General features: G+C 54.4%; 13 protein-coding genes and 1 tRNA gene. 8 read left to right on the top strand and 6 right to left on the bottom strand.

Annotation, left to right across the window (positions count from 1 at the left end; genetic code table 11):
- The first annotated feature begins 53 nt into the window (after positions 1–53).
- The 3 genes from gpt to crl all read left to right on the top strand — a co-directional run bounded on the left by gpt (position 54) and on the right by crl (position 2,321).
- Positions 54–512 carry a xanthine phosphoribosyltransferase gene (gene gpt, locus WFN61_RS20075; protein WP_042395309.1) on the top strand — a complete coding sequence of 153 codons (459 nt, stop codon included), beginning with the start codon at positions 54–56 and terminating at the stop codon, positions 510–512.
- Between the two features lie 105 nt (positions 513–617).
- The gene (frsA, locus tag WFN61_RS20070; RefSeq protein ID WP_238083252.1) at positions 618–1,862 is read left to right on the top strand and encodes an esterase FrsA; all 1,245 of its coding nucleotides are present in this window, start codon (positions 618–620) and stop codon (positions 1,860–1,862) included.
- Between the two features lie 57 nt (positions 1,863–1,919).
- Positions 1,920–2,321, top strand: coding sequence for a sigma factor-binding protein Crl (crl, locus tag WFN61_RS20065; RefSeq protein ID WP_312274535.1), 402 nt, complete (start codon positions 1,920–1,922; stop codon positions 2,319–2,321).
- A 65-nt stretch (positions 2,322–2,386) separates the two neighbouring features.
- Here crl and phoE read toward each other — a convergent pair whose 3' ends face one another.
- Positions 2,387–3,451 carry a phosphoporin PhoE gene (phoE, locus tag WFN61_RS20060; RefSeq protein WP_144819272.1) on the bottom strand — a complete coding sequence of 355 codons (1,065 nt, stop codon included), beginning with the start codon at positions 3,449–3,451 and terminating at the stop codon, positions 2,387–2,389.
- A gap of 292 nt (positions 3,452–3,743) precedes the next feature.
- On the opposite strand from phoE, the gene proB reads away from it, so the two are divergent.
- Together proB and proA are read left to right on the top strand one after the other, a co-directional pair.
- Positions 3,744–4,847, top strand: a complete 1,104-nt coding sequence (proB, locus tag WFN61_RS20055; protein WP_257756642.1) for a glutamate 5-kinase — start codon at positions 3,744–3,746, stop codon at positions 4,845–4,847.
- Between the two features lie 11 nt (positions 4,848–4,858).
- The gene (gene proA, locus WFN61_RS20050; RefSeq protein ID WP_144819274.1) at positions 4,859–6,112 is read left to right on the top strand and encodes a glutamate-5-semialdehyde dehydrogenase; all 1,254 of its coding nucleotides are present in this window, start codon (positions 4,859–4,861) and stop codon (positions 6,110–6,112) included.
- Positions 6,113–6,170: 58 nt separating this feature from the next.
- Here proA and WFN61_RS20045 read toward each other — a convergent pair whose 3' ends face one another.
- Positions 6,171–8,804 (bottom strand): bifunctional diguanylate cyclase/phosphodiesterase, encoded by a 2,634-nt coding sequence (locus WFN61_RS20045; RefSeq protein ID WP_337039130.1) that lies wholly within the window; start codon positions 8,802–8,804, stop codon positions 6,171–6,173.
- A 329-nt stretch (positions 8,805–9,133) separates the two neighbouring features.
- On the opposite strand from WFN61_RS20045, the gene WFN61_RS20040 reads away from it, so the two are divergent.
- Together WFN61_RS20040 and WFN61_RS20035 are read left to right on the top strand one after the other, a co-directional pair.
- Positions 9,134–9,209, top strand: a tRNA-Thr gene (locus WFN61_RS20040).
- A gap of 231 nt (positions 9,210–9,440) precedes the next feature.
- Positions 9,441–10,334, top strand: a complete 894-nt coding sequence (locus tag WFN61_RS20035; protein ID WP_337039129.1) for a LysR family transcriptional regulator — start codon at positions 9,441–9,443, stop codon at positions 10,332–10,334.
- Between the two features lie 34 nt (positions 10,335–10,368).
- On the opposite strand, the gene WFN61_RS20030 is transcribed toward WFN61_RS20035, so the two are convergent.
- The 3 genes from WFN61_RS20030 to WFN61_RS20020 all read right to left on the bottom strand — a co-directional run bounded on the left by WFN61_RS20030 (position 10,369) and on the right by WFN61_RS20020 (position 13,229).
- On the bottom strand, positions 10,369–11,358 hold the full coding sequence (locus WFN61_RS20030; RefSeq protein ID WP_337039128.1) for an aldo/keto reductase: 990 nt from the start codon (positions 11,356–11,358) through the stop codon (positions 10,369–10,371).
- Between the two features lie 26 nt (positions 11,359–11,384).
- Positions 11,385–12,236 (bottom strand): aldo/keto reductase, encoded by an 852-nt coding sequence (locus WFN61_RS20025; protein WP_337039127.1) that lies wholly within the window; start codon positions 12,234–12,236, stop codon positions 11,385–11,387.
- Between the two features lie 231 nt (positions 12,237–12,467).
- On the bottom strand, positions 12,468–13,229 hold the full coding sequence (locus tag WFN61_RS20020; RefSeq protein WP_313572896.1) for an SDR family NAD(P)-dependent oxidoreductase: 762 nt from the start codon (positions 13,227–13,229) through the stop codon (positions 12,468–12,470).
- Between the two features lie 290 nt (positions 13,230–13,519).
- On the opposite strand from WFN61_RS20020, the gene WFN61_RS20015 reads away from it, so the two are divergent.
- On the top strand, positions 13,520–14,452 hold the full coding sequence (locus WFN61_RS20015) for an AraC family transcriptional regulator (protein ID WP_312926489.1): 933 nt from the start codon (positions 13,520–13,522) through the stop codon (positions 14,450–14,452).
- 227 nt (positions 14,453–14,679) lie between these two features.
- On the opposite strand, the gene WFN61_RS20010 is transcribed toward WFN61_RS20015, so the two are convergent.
- On the bottom strand, positions 14,680–15,327 hold the full coding sequence (locus tag WFN61_RS20010) for an isochorismatase family protein (RefSeq protein ID WP_312926488.1): 648 nt from the start codon (positions 15,325–15,327) through the stop codon (positions 14,680–14,682).
- Between the last annotated feature and the right edge of the window lie 115 nt (positions 15,328–15,442).

The following is a 15,442-nucleotide window of genomic DNA, read 5'->3' as shown; positions in this document are numbered from 1 at the left end:
CATTTTCCCCTGAACACATTTAAGCCGTTTTACAATAGGCTGGGACACTTCACATGAGCGAAAAATACGTCGTCACCTGGGACATGTTGCAAATTCACGCCCGCAAGCTGGCCGCGCGCCTGATGCCGTCAGAACAGTGGAAAGGCATCATTGCCGTCAGCCGTGGTGGTTTAGTACCGGCTGCCCTGCTGGCCCGTGAGTTGGGTATTCGCCATGTTGATACCGTTTGCATCTCCAGCTACGACCACGACAACCAGCGCGAGCTGAAAGTGCTGAAACGTGCTGAAGGCGACGGTGAAGGCTTTATCGTAATTGACGATCTGGTGGATACCGGGGGTACCGCCGTGGCTATCCGTGAGATGTACCCGAAAGCCCACTTCGTCACTATTTTCGCCAAGCCGGCCGGTCGCCCGCTGGTGAATGATTACGTGATCGATATCCCGCAGGATACCTGGATTGAGCAGCCGTGGGATATGGGCGTGGTCTTCGTACCGCCTATTTCTGGCCGCTAAGCTGCTTTTTTCTTAACTTTACGCCCGGTTATGCCGGGCGTTCTGTTATTTAGCGCCCGGCAGGTTACAATAGGTGAAGTGACGTAATCATGGAGGCTGCGCGCAATGTCCCAGGCTAACCTCAGCGAAACCCTGTTCAAACCCCGTTTCAAACATCCCGAAACCTCGACGCTGGTGCGCCGTTTTCAGCGGGGAAACCCTCCTGCTATGGACTCCGCGCTGGACGGGGCCAACGTTCCGCACTGGTATCGGATGATCAACCGCCTGCTGTGGGTTTGGCGCGGGGTCGATCCGCGTGAAATCCTCGACGTGCAGGCGCGGATCGTCATGAGCCAGGCCGAGCGTACCGACAGCGATCTCTATGACACCGTGGTGGGCTATCGCGGCGGCAACTGGATCTACGAGTGGGCGACCCAGGCGATGCAGTGGCAGCAGAAGGCCAGCCAGACCCAGGACGATGCCCTTAGCGGTCGCCAATGGCTTCACGCCTCTAATCTCTACAGCATTGCGGCTTACCCGCATCTGAAAGGCGACGATCTGGCCGAGCAGGCGCAGGCCCTGGCCAACCGCGCCTATGAAGAGGCCGCTCGCCGTCTGCCGGGCACGCTGCGCGAGCTGGAGTTCGCTATTCCCGGCGGCTCGCCGCTGGTGGGGTTTCTACATATGCCAAAAGGCGACGGCCCGTTCCCGACGGTGCTGGTGTGCGGCGGCCTTGATAGCCTCCAGAGCGACTACTACACCCTGTTTGAACGTTACTTCGCGCCGAACGGCATCGCGATGCTGACGCTCGATATGCCGTCGGTCGGTTTCTCCTCAAAGTGGAAGCTGACCCAGGACTCCAGCATGCTGCATCAGCACGTGTTGAAAGCGCTGCCGGACATTCCGTGGATCGATCACACCCGCGTAGCCGCGTTTGGCTTCCGCTTCGGGGCGAACGTTGCCGTCCGGCTGGCCTACCTTGAGTCACCGCGCCTGAAAGCGGTAGCCTGCCTCGGGCCGGTGGTGCACTCGCTGCTCACCGACTCTCAGCGTCTCAGCGGGGTGCCGGAGATGTACCTCGACGTGCTGGCCAGCTGTCTCGGGATGCATGATGCCTCAGACGAGGCGCTGCGCGTAGAGCTGAACCGCTACTCGTTAAAAACGCAGGGCCTGCTGGGACGCCGCTGTCCGACGCCAATGCTCTCCGGCTTCTGGAAAAACGATCCCTTCAGTCCGGAAGAGGAGTCCCGGCTTATTGCCTCCTCCTCTGCCGACGGCAAGCTGCTGGAGATCCCGTTTAAGCCGGTTTATCGCAATTTTGATAAGTCACTGCAGGAAATTACTGCCTGGATGAAGCATAGATTGCGTTAATGCGTTACTTAATTCCATTGATTTGGTAAAACAGTTGCATCACAAAAGGAGATCGCAATGACGTTACCGAGTGGACACCCGAAAAGCAGACTGATCAAGAAGTTTATGGCGCTTGGCCCTTACATCCGCGAGGAGCAGTGCGAAGGGAACCGTTTCTTTTTTGACTGCCTTGCCGTATGCGTCAACGTGAAACCAGCCCCTGAAAAGCGTGAGTTTTGGGGTTGGTGGATGATAATGGAAGCCCAGGAAAAACGCTTCACCTATACCTACCAGTTTGGCCTCTTTAATAAAGAGGGCCACTGGGAGCCGGTTGATATTAAAGATGCGGAAGTGACCGATCGTCTTGAGCTGACGCTGCAGACTTTCCACGAGCGCGCCCGCGAGCTGCTGGCATCGCTGGAATTAAAGCTGGAGCCTGCCGACGACTTTAAAAACGATGCGGTCAAACGCAGCGCCTGATTAATCTGACGCCATAAATAAAAAAGGCCCTTCACCGACATGAAGGGCCTTTTTGTTATTCAGAATTAGAACTGATAGGTTACGCCCAGCGCAACGACGTCGTCATTGGTGGTAACCAGGCGGTTATCGTCGTCAATCTGGTTGATTTTATAATCAACAAAAGCGGACATGTTTTTGTTGAAGTAGTAGGTTGCGCCTACATCGATATAGTTGACCAGATCTTCGTCACCAAAGCCTTCAATATCTTTGCCTTTGGTCAGGACGTAGCCCACGGATGGACGCAGACCGAAGTCGAACTGGTACTGAAGCACGGCTTCGAAGTTATCCGCCTTGTTGGCAAAGCCAGCCGAGGAGGAGATCGGGGTCATGTTGTAGGAGACGCCGTAGAATGCCGCTGCGTAGACGTTGTTGGCGTCATACTTCGCGCCAGCAGCCCAGGCTTCCGCATTCGCGCCACGACCAAGACGCATCTGGTTCTGTGCGTTGGTGCGGTCAGAGTTAGCGTAGGCACCCACGACAGAGAAGTCGCTGCCGCCGAAATCATAGGCCAGAGAGGTACCGAAGCCGTCACCGTTCTGCTTCACCACGCTGCTGCGGCCGTTTTCGTTTTTGCCCTGGTACTGCAGAGTCAGGTCCAGACCGTCTACCACGCCGAAGAAGTCGGTATTACGGTAGGTTGCCACGCCGCTGGTGCGTTTGGTCATAAAGTTGTCGGTACGGGCCAGGCCGTCACCGCCGAACTCAGGGAACATATCGGTATAGGCCGCCACGTCGTACAGCACGCCCAGGTTACGGCCATAGTCCAGGGAACCAAAATCTTTAACTTTCACACCGGCAAAGGCCAGACGGGTTTTCTGTCCGGAGGTGCTTTCGTCGTTGTTACCGGCAAACTCCGCTTCCCAGCGACCGAAGCCCGTAATCTGATCGTTAATTTGTGTTTCGCCTTTAAAGCCGAAACGAACGTATGTTTTATCGCCGTCGTTGCTGTTGTCATCGCTGAAGTAGTGCATGGCTTTTACTTTGCCGTAAACGTCCAGCTTGTTGCCATTTTTATTAAAAACTTCTGCGGACTGTACAGATGCGGAAGCAGCCAGACCCATTACCACTAATGCCAGAGTACTCTTTTTCATTTTGATTCCCGATTTAAACAAAAGACGCTCTAATATTCGTCAGGCTTATACCTGCTGAAAACAGAGAGGGTTTTAACGTTTGGAAATGAAAGATTTATGACAATCCAGGAATAATTTTAAAAATTGATGTTTATTTATTTCTGCAATAAAAGTGTAAGGATCTGCCGTTAGGCTTGCCGATCCACGCAGCAATCGCTCCCCCTTTTGACCGAGGTTATTGGCAAGCGGCCTCACTCCTGTTACAACGTCAGACTGACATCACATTTCCTTATTCGTAAAACGGCAGAGAATCATGAGTGACACCCAGACGCTGGTGGTAAAACTCGGCACCAGCGTGTTAACGGGCGGATCGCGCCGCCTGAACCGCGCCCATATTGTAGAGCTGGTACGCCAGTGCGCGCAGCTGCATGCCGCAGGGCATCGTATTGTTATCGTCACCTCCGGGGCGATCGCCGCCGGACGCGAGCACCTGGGTTATCCGGAGCTGCCCGCTACCATCGCTTCCAAGCAGCTGCTGGCTGCGGTCGGGCAGAGCCGCCTGATCCAGCTCTGGGAGCAGCTCTTCTCCATCTACGGGATCCACGTGGGCCAGATGCTGCTGACGCGTGCCGATATGGAGGACCGCGAGCGCTTCCTCAACGCCCGCGATACCCTGCGTGCGCTGCTGGATAACAGCATTGTGCCGGTGATCAACGAGAACGACGCCGTGGCTACCGCAGAGATCAAAGTCGGCGATAACGACAATCTCTCTGCGCTGGCCGCCATTTTGGGCGGGGCGGATAAGCTGCTGCTGCTCACCGATCAGCAGGGCCTCTACACCGCCGATCCGCGCAATAATCCGGATGCCAAGCTGATCGCCGACGTCCACGGCATTGACGATGCATTGCGTGCGATTGCCGGGGACAGCGTCTCCGGCCTCGGCACCGGCGGCATGGGCACCAAATTACAGGCTGCCGACGTTGCCTGCCGGGCGGGCATCGAGACCATTATCGCCGCCGGCAGCCGGCCGGGGGTTATCGGTGACGCCCTCAACGGCGTGCCGGTAGGAACGCGCTTCCACGCCCAGACCTCGCCGCTGGAGAGCCGCAAGCGCTGGATCTTTGGCGCACCGCCAGCGGGCGAACTCACCGTAGACGAAGGGGCCACGATGGCGATCCTTGAAAAAGGCAGTTCGCTGCTGCCAAAAGGGATCAAAAGCGTGACAGGCAACTTCTCCCGTGGTGAAGTGATCCGTATCCGTAATCTGGAAGGGCGGGACATTGCCCACGGCGTCTCCCGCTACAACAGCGACGCGCTGCGGCGCATCGCTGGCCAGCACTCACAACAGATCGACGCCATTCTCGGCTACGAGTATGGCCCGGTTGCCGTCCATCGCGACGACATGATCACCCGTTAAGGAGCAGACGTATGCTTGAACAGATGGGCATCGCTGCGAAAGCAGCCTCGTATCAGCTGGCGCAGCTCTCCAGCCGAGAAAAAAACCGCGTGCTGGAGAAGATCGCCGACTACCTGGAGGCCCAGGCGCACGACATTATCCAGGCTAACGATCAGGATGTGCTCGAAGCCCGGCGTAACGGCCTGAGCGAAGCGATGCTTGACCGCCTGGCGCTCAACCCGCAACGCCTGAAGAGCATCGCCGACGACGTACGTCAGGTCTGCAAGCTGGCGGATCCGGTCGGCCAGATTATCGACGGCGGGCTGCTCGACAGCGGCCTGCGCATTGAGCGCCGCCGGGTTCCCCTCGGTGTGATCGGCGTGATCTACGAAGCGCGGCCTAACGTCACCGTTGACGTGGCCTCCCTCTGCCTGAAGACCGGCAACGCGGCGATCCTGCGCGGCGGGAAAGAGACCTGGCGCACCAACGCTGCAACCGTGAAGGTGATCCAGCAGGCGCTGGAGGAGTGCGGCCTGCCCGCCGGTGCTATCCAGGCGATTGAGAGCCCGGACCGGACGTTGGTTAACGAGATGCTACGCATGGATAAGTACATCGACATGCTGATCCCGCGCGGCGGGGCAGGGCTGCACAAGCTGTGCCGCGAGCAGTCGACTATTCCGGTGATCACCGGCGGTATCGGCGTGTGCCATATCTACGTGGATGACACCGCTGAGATCGAACCCGCGCTGAAGATTATTGTCAACGCCAAGACCCAGCGGCCAAGCACCTGCAACACCGTAGAGACGCTGCTGGTGAACCAGCAGATTGCCGAGCGTTTCCTGCCTGCGCTGAGCACCCAGATGGCGCAAAGCGGTGTGACGCTGCACGCTGACGCGGCTGCGCTAAAAACGCTACAGGGCGGTCCGGCGCATGTCGAAGCGGTGAAGCCGGAGCAGTATGACGATGAGTTTTTATCCCTCGATCTCAACGTTAAGCTGGTGGCCTCGCTTGATGAGGCGATTGAGCACATTCGTGAGCACGGCACCCAGCACTCGGATGCGATCCTCACCCGCACCCTGAGCAACGCTAACCGCTTCGTGAACGAGGTGGATTCATCTGCGGTGTACGTCAATGCCTCCACGCGCTTCACCGACGGCGGACAGTTTGGACTGGGCGCAGAGGTGGCGGTGAGCACGCAGAAGCTGCACGCTCGCGGCCCGATGGGCCTTGAGGCGCTGACCACCTACAAGTGGGTTGGCTTTGGCGACGATACTATTCGTGCATGATCGTCGTACCTGACTGTCGTGCCTGATTGTCTGCGGGCGACGCACGCCGTCGCCCGCGCTATCCCTGGCTCTGCTGGCCTGTGCGCTCCTGCGCAGCCGAGTCCAGCGCGGCCATCTGCTCCTGGAGCGCCGTCAGGCTGAGCGGCTTGCCGATCAGGTAGCCCTGGGTTTCATCGCACTCCATCATCATCAGCTTCTGTAGCTGCCCCTCGGTTTCAACCCCCTCTGCCGTGATGCTTAGCGAGAAGGCTTTACCCAGGCCGATAATATTTTTAACGATGGTATTGGCACTGTCGCTCTCTGGCATATCGGAGATAAAGGATTTATCGAGCTTAATACCATCAAAGGGGAAGTTGCGCAGATAGCTTAAGGACGAGTAGCCCGTACCAAAGTCGTCCATCAGCAGCTTCACCCCCAGCTTTTTCAGCGCCAGCATCAGCTCAAGGCTGCTTTCAGGGTTCCACAGCGTGGCGTTTTCGGTAATTTCGATCTCCAGCCTGGCCGGGTCGAGCTGCGATGCCTGGAGCGCATCCCGGACGCGATCGATCAGACCCCACGACTGGAACTCCACGGCAGAGATATTCACCGAGACGGAGAGGCCGTGCAGGGATTGCTGCGCGTCGTGACAGGCAGTTTTCAGCACCCAGTCACTGAGGGGGATAATCAGTCCGGTCTCCTCGGCCAGGGAGATAAACTGATCCGGCATCAGCAGGCCAAGTTCCGGGTGATCCCAGCGGATCAGCGCCTCTACGGCGATAATACGTGAGGAGTTATGGCCGTAGCGCGGCTGATAAACCAGGCGGAACTGCTGCTTTTTCAGGGCGTCGCGCAGGCTGTTTTCCATTTCGCGCCGCTGAACCATCTGCTCGGCCATCTCGGGGGTGTAAAACATCCATCGGTTGCGCCCGGCGTTCTTGGCCTTATAGAGCGCGATATCAGAGAAGCGCAGCAGCTCTCCTGCATCAACCGCGTCCTGCGGAGCCATCGCGATGCCGATGCTGGCCCCGATAAATATCTCATTGCTGCCGATCACAAAGGGACGTGCCAGCTCGCCGATGATCCGATCGCAGAGAAGTTCGATATCGCTGCGGTCCTGAATGTCAGAGATGATCAGGATAAATTCATCCCCACCCTGGCGCGCCACCAGATCGTAGTCACGAACGCAGCTCCGCAGTCGGGTTGACACCTCGTGCAGCACGGCATCGCCCGCGCCGTGGCCAAACAGGTCGTTAACCGGCTTAAACTTATCCAGATCGAGGCTCATCATCGCCAGCGGATGCTCCGGCGTAGGCAGCGCCCGCAGCTTGCCCTCAAGGAACTCGCGCATCCGCACCCGGTTTGGTAGCCCGGTCAGCTCATCGTGCCGGGATAGATACTCTACCCGCGCCTGCGCCTCTACCTCGAGAGTGACATCCGTCGCGGTGCCCCGGTAGCCGACGATCCCTTCCGGCGTAACAACGGGTTTAATGGCGATATGGCAGTAGCGCTGGTGGCCCATCGCCGACAGGTAGCGGCAGTGCAGCAGCCGACGATGGCCTGTCTGGCCGGGCAGCTTGATCCACTCCGCCAGCGGCTGGTTATCTGCCTCCATAAATGCCGTCACCGGACGTCCCAGCCAGGCCGAGATACTGTGCCCGGTAATGCCCGGAAAACGATCGGAGAGCCAGGTAAAATGCAGGTCGGTATCCGTCTCCCAGATCCAGTCCGTGGTGGCTTCCGCCACGTCGCGAAAGCGGCGCTCGCTGGCGGTAAGGGCATGGCGACTCTGGGCCAGCAGGAAGGTATTTTCATCATACATACGTGCTTTTTTGAGCACGTTGCGACTCAGAACCACGCTGATAGCGCCGGTAGAGAGCGCCAGTAGGATCAGCAGCGGCAGGATGTAGTGCATTAGCTCCCGCCCCGGATCTTCGCTTTTCCACTCGAAGGTTATCTGATGACCATCAATGGGCAGCGTCGCTACCCCGCGCCGTCCTGCCAGCTTAGGGGCAGCTTTACGCTGCACGCGAGCCTGCGCAATACCGTACTCTTCCCCCAGCGCGGCCAGCTTTTTGTCATCCAACACGTCGACAAACACCAGGGTAGAGGCCGGGCCGGGAAGGGGGGCGATCCGTGAGTCGTCGCCGGTGGTGATGCGTGCGGCCGCCGCCAGCGCCGGATGCCCGTCTCGCATGACTACCGTATTGGCTACCGGCATTGCGTCCGGTTTATTGATCGCCTGAAGCAGTTTGGGGATCGGGTTCTCTCCTAACCATTCAGTGAGCGGTCGGGTAACCAGTTGACCATTGATGACGCTGTACCGGGTCTGGCTGCTGCCATCCAGCACAAACACCCCTTCGTAGGTAAAATCACGCCAGAGCGTCGCACCCATATTCTGACGGGCATAGGCCCAGTCGGTATCTACGTTGGGGTGCAGATGGCTGTAGGCCTCACCCCACCAGGCGTAGTCTTTGATATGCGTGGTAAGCGTATCAACCCGGTTATGGATCGCCTTCTCCAGCAGCATTGCGCTCTGCCTGTCGGCATCCTGATTAATATTCCGCACGATGATAAGCAGAGCGACAATGGCGATAACAAACAGCGCTGTCAGGAGCGAGACCATCAGCAGCAGAGCGCGTTTGATAAAGGTTGCGGTGCTTTTATGCTCCAGGTCAGGGCTGGACAGATCATCGGTGACTGCGAATTTTTGCATTAGTTTATCCACTCTATCCAGCACATCGGGTATCTGGTCTGTCTTATTATCGGCCTGTTCTGGCGGGGGCTTAATCGCGGACGGTTAACAATCAAGATAGCTGAATTTGAAAGGAAAAAAAGATAGGATGGGCCAATGTTAAAAAAATGTTGCTTGGTGTGATGGCAGACACAACCAGAAGAAAAGATGAGTTGATGACCATGCTTTTCGTGCTGAATTAGCGAGGTTGTGCTGTAAAAAACAACAACTAAACGGGAAGGGAGTTGACGAGGCACACGCTTTTTCTTAACCTTGCCTACCGTAGTCACGCTCGTGACGCGCCTGGATAAGCCGATATAGCTCAGTTGGTAGAGCAGCGCATTCGTAATGCGAAGGTCGTAGGTTCGACTCCTATTATCGGCACCACTGATTACAGCCACATACCTGCTGTCGATGTAAACCACGTTCTCCTCTTGTGCCATATTCCTTACTATTAAGGCGTTACCAATGTGATCCTGGCCATTGGAACCGAGCGTAAAAATGACAGCATCAATATCTTTTGGCAAATCGGTGAGTGTTTCAGGCATTGAAACATCGCCGTAAAAAACATCCGTTCCACGAGGCAGCAATTTTATTTTGCCCATAAGGAAATCGCCGATGCTCAAAGAAAATTTCAACGAACTGCAAATCTTCCTTGTGGTGGCGAGGGAGCGAAGTTTTACCAAAGCAGCGGGTAAGCTGGGCGTTTCTCAGTCTGCACTCAGCCACGCGATGAAGGCCCTGGAGGAAAGGCTGAATATCCGCCTTCTGACCCGCACGACCCGAAGCGTTGCCCCCACGGAAGCCGGTGAGAGAATAATTGCCTGCCTTGAACCGCGTATTGCCGATCTTGAGCAGGAGCTGGAATCGCTTATTCAACTGAACGGCACCGCCTCCGGCAATATCCGTTTATCTGCCGGAGAGCATGCCGCGCGAAGTCTGGTTTGGCCGAAGCTAAAATCCTTCCTCAGGGAATATCCAGAAATTAATCTCGAGCTGGTGGTGGATAACGGCTTTGTCGATATTGTTGAGGGGCGTTTTGATGCCGGGATCCGTCTGGGCGAAAGCGTGGATAATGACATGATTGCGGTAAGAATTGGGCCGGACATGAGAATGGCTGTGGTGGGAGCACCGTCTTATTTCGCTGCAAACCCTGCGCCTGAAACGCCGCACGAGCTACAAAATCACCGGTGTATCAATATGCGCCTGCCGACTGCCGGTGGACTTTACCACTGGGAGTTTGAGAAGGATGGGAAACCGTTACGGGTCAGAGTGGAAGGGCAGGTAACGTTTAATCTGCAGGCAGAAAGGATTGATGCGGCGTTATCCGGTTTTGGTATCGCCTGTATACCTGAAGACAGGGTGCAGGATTATATAAAGTCAGGAGAGCTTGTTCAGATTCTGCAGGACTGGTGCCCATCTTTTCCCGGATATTACCTCTACTACCCGAGCCGTAAGCAGCATCCGCCCGCTTTTGCGCTGATGATCGATGCACTTCGCTACGCGGAATAATGGGTCCGCCAATCGCAGCGGACCCGTCCGGGTGTTAACGGCCTACGCGAGCCTGATGCTCAGGCGTGTAACGATCGCCGACGATTTTAATCGTTTCAAGCGCCTGGGTTATCTGCAGTGAGTCATCCTGCGAAAGAATGATGTCGGCAGCCCCCAGGTTTTCCTCCAGCCGGTGTAGTTTGGTGGTGCCCGGGATGGGAACAATCCACGGCTTTTGTGCCAGCAGCCATGCCAGCGCAATTTGCGCAGAGGTTACGCCTTTCTCTGCCGCCAGTTCACCCAGCAACGAGACCAGCTTTTCATTAGCTTCAATCGCCTGTTCGGCGAAACGCGGCACGGTACTGCGATAATCATCTTTCCCAAAAGTGGTTCCTGGCTTAATCGATCCCGTCAGGAAGCCTTTACCTAACGGGCTGAAGGGAACGAAACCAATGCCCAGTTCCTCCAGCAACGGCAGGATCTCCTGCTCAGGTTCGCGCCACCACATGGAGTATTCGCTTTGCAGCGCAGTGACCGGTTGTACGGCATGCGCACGACGAATGGTTTGCGCGCCCGCTTCGGATAGCCCGAAATGTTTGACCTTGCCTTCCGCGATCAGGTCTTTCACGGTTCCCGCAACATCTTCAATTGGGACGTCCGGATCGACACGATGTTGATACAGCAGATCAATAACATCAGTCTTTAGACGGCATAATGATCCTTCCACGGCTTCACGGATATGCTCCGGACGGCTGTTTAAAATCTGCTGCTTGTTGTCCGTACCGAAGGTAAAACCAAACTTGGTGGCAATGACCACACGGTCACGAAACGGTTTTAAGGCTTCACCGACAACCTCTTCATTTAGGAAGGGGCCATATACTTCGGCGGTATCAAAGAAGGTGACGCCACGTTCAACCGCAGCGCGAATAAGCTCGATAGCCTGACGGGTATCTGTCGCCGGGCCGTAGCCGTGGCTTAAGCCCATGCAACCAAGTCCAAGAGCGGAGACTTCGAGTCCGGATTTACCCAGATAACGTTTTTGCATTGAATGAATACCTCTTTTATTGCGGCTTAAATATCAAGTTTGCGGCCAGTTAGCCATTCAACCATTGTCGGGTCGCGGTGAGAGAAGAAGGCACTGGTTGCGGTATCGAGGGCGGCAATTTGCAGCATATCTTCAGAGCTGAGTTCAAAATCGAGAATGTTAATGTTCTCTTTCATGCGTACTTTGCGCACCGATTTGGCCAGCGAAACGATGCCTCGCTGGAAGATCCACCGCAGCACAACCTGGCCCACGCTTTTGCCGTACTTCTGACCCATCGCCGTTAACACGGGGTGCTGGAACAGGCCATTTTTACCTTCTGCAAACGGAGCCCAGGCTTCCGGCTGAATGCCATGGCTTTGGTTCCATGGAACGGCATGCAGCTGCTGGTTGAAGGGGTTAACTTCAATCTGGTTTACCGCAGGGGCTACTTTGTTGAAGGCGATAAGATCGGCCAGTCGATCAGGATGGAAGTTGCTGACGCCAATGGCGCGAATTTTGCCTGCCTGCTGCAGTTCTTCCATAGCACGCCATGCCCCATGGACATCACCATAGGGCTGGTGAATTAGATACAGGTCAACGTAATCAAGTTGTAGCCGATTAAGGGAGCGTTCGAACTGGGCTTTAGCGCCTTCGTAATGGGTATCCTGAAGCCAAAGTTTGGTTGTGACAAAGAGTTCGTTACGCGCGATACCGGTTTGTTTCAGTGCGTTCCCGACCTGGGTTTCATTCTGGTAAGACGCGGCGGTATCGATCAGGCGGTATCCTGTATCGATGGCATCAATAACGGCTCTTTCGCATTCGGCGGTATCCGTCATCTGGAAGACACCAAAGCCCAGCAGGGGCATTTCAATGCCGTTGTTCAGTTTTACAGTTTGCATGGCGTTATCCTTCAGCTATGGTCCAGGAAAAGCATAACGCAAGGTGATTTATTCGATTAGATGGAGTAATTAGCTAGGGTTTATTAGATTTGTTCATTAATTTAGAGGGGCTGATGGTCGGCTTTGTGTCAGGAGCAGACTTTGCTTACGTTACGTTGGCAACATCAAAATCGATTGAATTATGCGCTTATCAGGACTGCAACAGCAGCCCTGACATCCAGCTTTATCGGTTTACTTGGTAGTAAAACCACCATCAACGGCGATGGCCTGACCAACCACAAATCTTGCCTGTTCGCTACATAACCAAAGTACAGCACTGGCGATTTCATCTGAACGGCCAAGACGTCCTGCTGGGATCTCTTTTATAACCTCATTCATATGTTCTGGCGCAGCTGAAAGAGCCCTTTGCACCATTGGTGTCTCGACTGGTCCAGGACATACAGCATTCACATTAATCCCCATCGGGGCATACTCAAGCGCTGCGCTTTTAGTTAGGCCGATGACGCCATGTTTCGATGCAGTATAAGCTCCCAGATTGGCAATCCCGGCTAACCCGCTGTTAGAAGAGCAATTGACGACCGCACCACTTCCTTGCTTTCGCATTTGTTTCAACTCGTGCTTTAGACAGTTCCAGACGCCGCGTAAGTTTACCGCTATGGCTAAATCAAAATCCGCAGCGTGTGCATCAGCAGTGTTTTCCACAGGAACATGTAATCCCGCATTATTAAATGCAACATCCAGGCTGCCGAATGTCGCAACACATATTTCAACCGCGTTCGCTGCATCACTTTCACTGGTGACATCACAACGTACAGCGATGGCTTTGTAGCCAGCATCTACCAGTTTTTGCGCTTCAGACTCAGCTGCCTTAAAATCCAGATCTGCTAGCACAACAGATGCACCTGATTGCGCAAAAGCGACGGCAGTCGACAGACCAATTCCGGATGCCGCGCCAGTCACTAATGCAGCCTTCCCATCAAATCTGATATTCATATCATTACCTTAGAAATAATTATTGCCTGAGCTAATGAAAGTAGTTCTGGACAACGTGTTTACCGTTCTGGGTTGGTGTTTTGTTCAGCTTCTGGATAATTGTCGCTCCTGACAAAACAGGAAGTTAGTTATCTGCTGTCATAAATTCTGATTAATAATTTAGCCTTAGTCGCTCAAATTTTAGTAGTAGGATTCTTTAAAATATTTGTCTAATTCTCCAGGCCTACAGAAGAAATGTGGACGTGATGTTGCCTTTAACTCTAGAATTTTAAGTATGAGAAGGGGGGGATATGAATAGTTGGGAACAGGGGCGTTTAGAGGCCTGTCGGGCAGAACTGGTTGAACTTATTGCACAGGCACAACCTGATGAAGGACAAGTTGAAGTCCGCCCTGGCTTATATCTTAATCGTATCTCATCTCCTCATTATGCCGTTCACGGTATTCTTGAACCATCCTGCTGCGTGGTGGCAGAAGGAAGCAAGGAGGTGATACTGGGGGAGGAATCATTTCAGTATGACGCGGCTCACTACCTGATTGCCACTATGGGTGTACCGGCATTTGCCCGGATCGTTAATGCCACCCGAGAGAAACCCTATCTGAGTATGCGCTTTCTTCTCGACCCGGCTATTGTCACCTCAGTTATTCTGGATTCAGGAATAATTCGTCAGAAGAGTAAATCGTCTGGAGATGTAAAAGCCGTTGATGTAAGTACCCTGGGTGTGGACATGCTGGATGCGGCATTACGACTGGTACGAGCTTCTAAATCGGCTGATGAGTATCGGGTTATAAGCCCCTTAATCTTGCGTGAGCTTGTTTATCGCCTTCTGATAAGCTCCCAGGCTACCCGATTGAATCAGATTGCTCGCTTCGGCGGTCAGGACCACCGGATGGTAAGAGCAGTCAAGATGCTATCAGATCAATATACCCAGCCACTTCGCATCGAAACAATTGCTCACCAGCTTGGGATGAGCGTTTCAGGATTTCATGCTCATTTCAAAGCCGCAACTAATATGTCCCCAGTTCAGTTCCAGAAACAGCTTCGATTGCAGGAGGCCCAGCGACTGATGCTGAGTGAAGGCTTCGATGCAGGACAAGCTGCGTATCGTGTTGGTTATGAAGACCAGTCTCATTTCAGTCGCGACTACAAACGCCAGTATGGCGAACCTCCAGCAAGAGATATTGCACGATTACGGGAGATCGCAGCTCAGGGGGTGAACGTTTAGCCTTATTATTGGCTGTTATGAGGGCATCTTAATAACTTTGAAGAATACATGATCTGGACTTGCAAACGACCGTTGTTCGCTCAAAGCAGACTGTCACGTTCCCGCCACTGTATTATTTCTTAACGTTGACGGCGATGCTCACAGGACAGGAATAATATCGCCTGTCCGTGAGCGATCGAGCAGTATTTCCACTTCCCCCCGGTCAAATTACCGTCTGGGCAGGTGACTTAGCTATGAACCATATCTGCACAATACTGAATGCCGATACCAAACGCGCCACCATGTTTCTGGCTGATCGAGGTGGTAAGATCGTAGGTCTCATGACGCGCCCAGTCGCGCTGCAGCTCAAGCAGGTAAGTGAGTGCGGTGATCGGTTTTGCGCCAGCCTGAATCATGCGTTGCACCGCGCGTTCATGTGCTTCCGCACTCATGTCGCCGCTGGCGTCGGTGACAATATACACGTCAAAACCCTGTTCAATGGCGGACTGAACCGGGCCATTCAGACAGACAGAGGTCCACAGACCGGCAAACACCAGGCGGTCACGTTCCAGTTTGTTGACGGCATCAACAAAGTTACGATCTTCCCATGCATTAGAGGTTGAACGGTTGACGTACGCGTTGTCGTCCGGGAATACCGCTGACACTTCAGGGAACACCGGGCCGGCAAAATCATGGCGCGAAATCGTTGAGACCAGCGTCGGGATATTAAACCCTTTACCGGTTTCGGCGAGAATCGCTGTATTTTGTCTCAGCAGACCGATATCGATATTTTTAACGTTGAATGCCATCTGACTCTGGTGATCCAGCAAAATCAGCGCGTGGTTTTCAGGGCTTAACAGATTATTTGCAGCAGCAGGCGTGGCTTTAATTGTCATACTATTCTCCGCGATGTTTATTTAAATTTTTCAGTTAATTAATAACCTGATTCGTGAACGCAGGGAAACTATACAAAACAAAATATTTATTTGTCCGTTCATTTTTGCAAAGGCG

The organism is Pseudescherichia sp. AS216, assembly GCF_037152055.1.
Lineage (GTDB): Bacteria > Pseudomonadota > Gammaproteobacteria > Enterobacterales > Enterobacteriaceae > Pseudescherichia.
This window is presented reverse-complemented; position numbering and strand designations above follow the sequence as displayed.

Coding starts and splice junctions, on each gene's coding strand:
- WFN61_RS20010 (WP_312926488.1), bottom strand. CDS start 15,327: ATGACAATTAAAGCCACGCCTGCTGCTGCAAATAATCTGTTAAGCCCT.
- frsA (WP_238083252.1), top strand. CDS start 618: ATGTCCCAGGCTAACCTCAGCGAAACCCTGTTCAAACCCCGTTTCAAA.
- proB (WP_257756642.1), top strand. CDS start 3,744: ATGAGTGACACCCAGACGCTGGTGGTAAAACTCGGCACCAGCGTGTTA.
- WFN61_RS20015 (WP_312926489.1), top strand. CDS start 13,520: ATGAATAGTTGGGAACAGGGGCGTTTAGAGGCCTGTCGGGCAGAACTG.
- WFN61_RS20030 (WP_337039128.1), bottom strand. CDS start 11,358: ATGCAAAAACGTTATCTGGGTAAATCCGGACTCGAAGTCTCCGCTCTT.
- crl (WP_312274535.1), top strand. CDS start 1,920: ATGACGTTACCGAGTGGACACCCGAAAAGCAGACTGATCAAGAAGTTT.
- proA (WP_144819274.1), top strand. CDS start 4,859: ATGCTTGAACAGATGGGCATCGCTGCGAAAGCAGCCTCGTATCAGCTG.
- WFN61_RS20020 (WP_313572896.1), bottom strand. CDS start 13,229: ATGAATATCAGATTTGATGGGAAGGCTGCATTAGTGACTGGCGCGGCA.
- gpt (WP_042395309.1), top strand. CDS start 54: ATGAGCGAAAAATACGTCGTCACCTGGGACATGTTGCAAATTCACGCC.
- WFN61_RS20035 (WP_337039129.1), top strand. CDS start 9,441: ATGCTCAAAGAAAATTTCAACGAACTGCAAATCTTCCTTGTGGTGGCG.
- WFN61_RS20045 (WP_337039130.1), bottom strand. CDS start 8,804: ATGCAAAAATTCGCAGTCACCGATGATCTGTCCAGCCCTGACCTGGAG.
- phoE (WP_144819272.1), bottom strand. CDS start 3,451: ATGAAAAAGAGTACTCTGGCATTAGTGGTAATGGGTCTGGCTGCTTCC.
- WFN61_RS20025 (WP_337039127.1), bottom strand. CDS start 12,236: ATGCAAACTGTAAAACTGAACAACGGCATTGAAATGCCCCTGCTGGGC.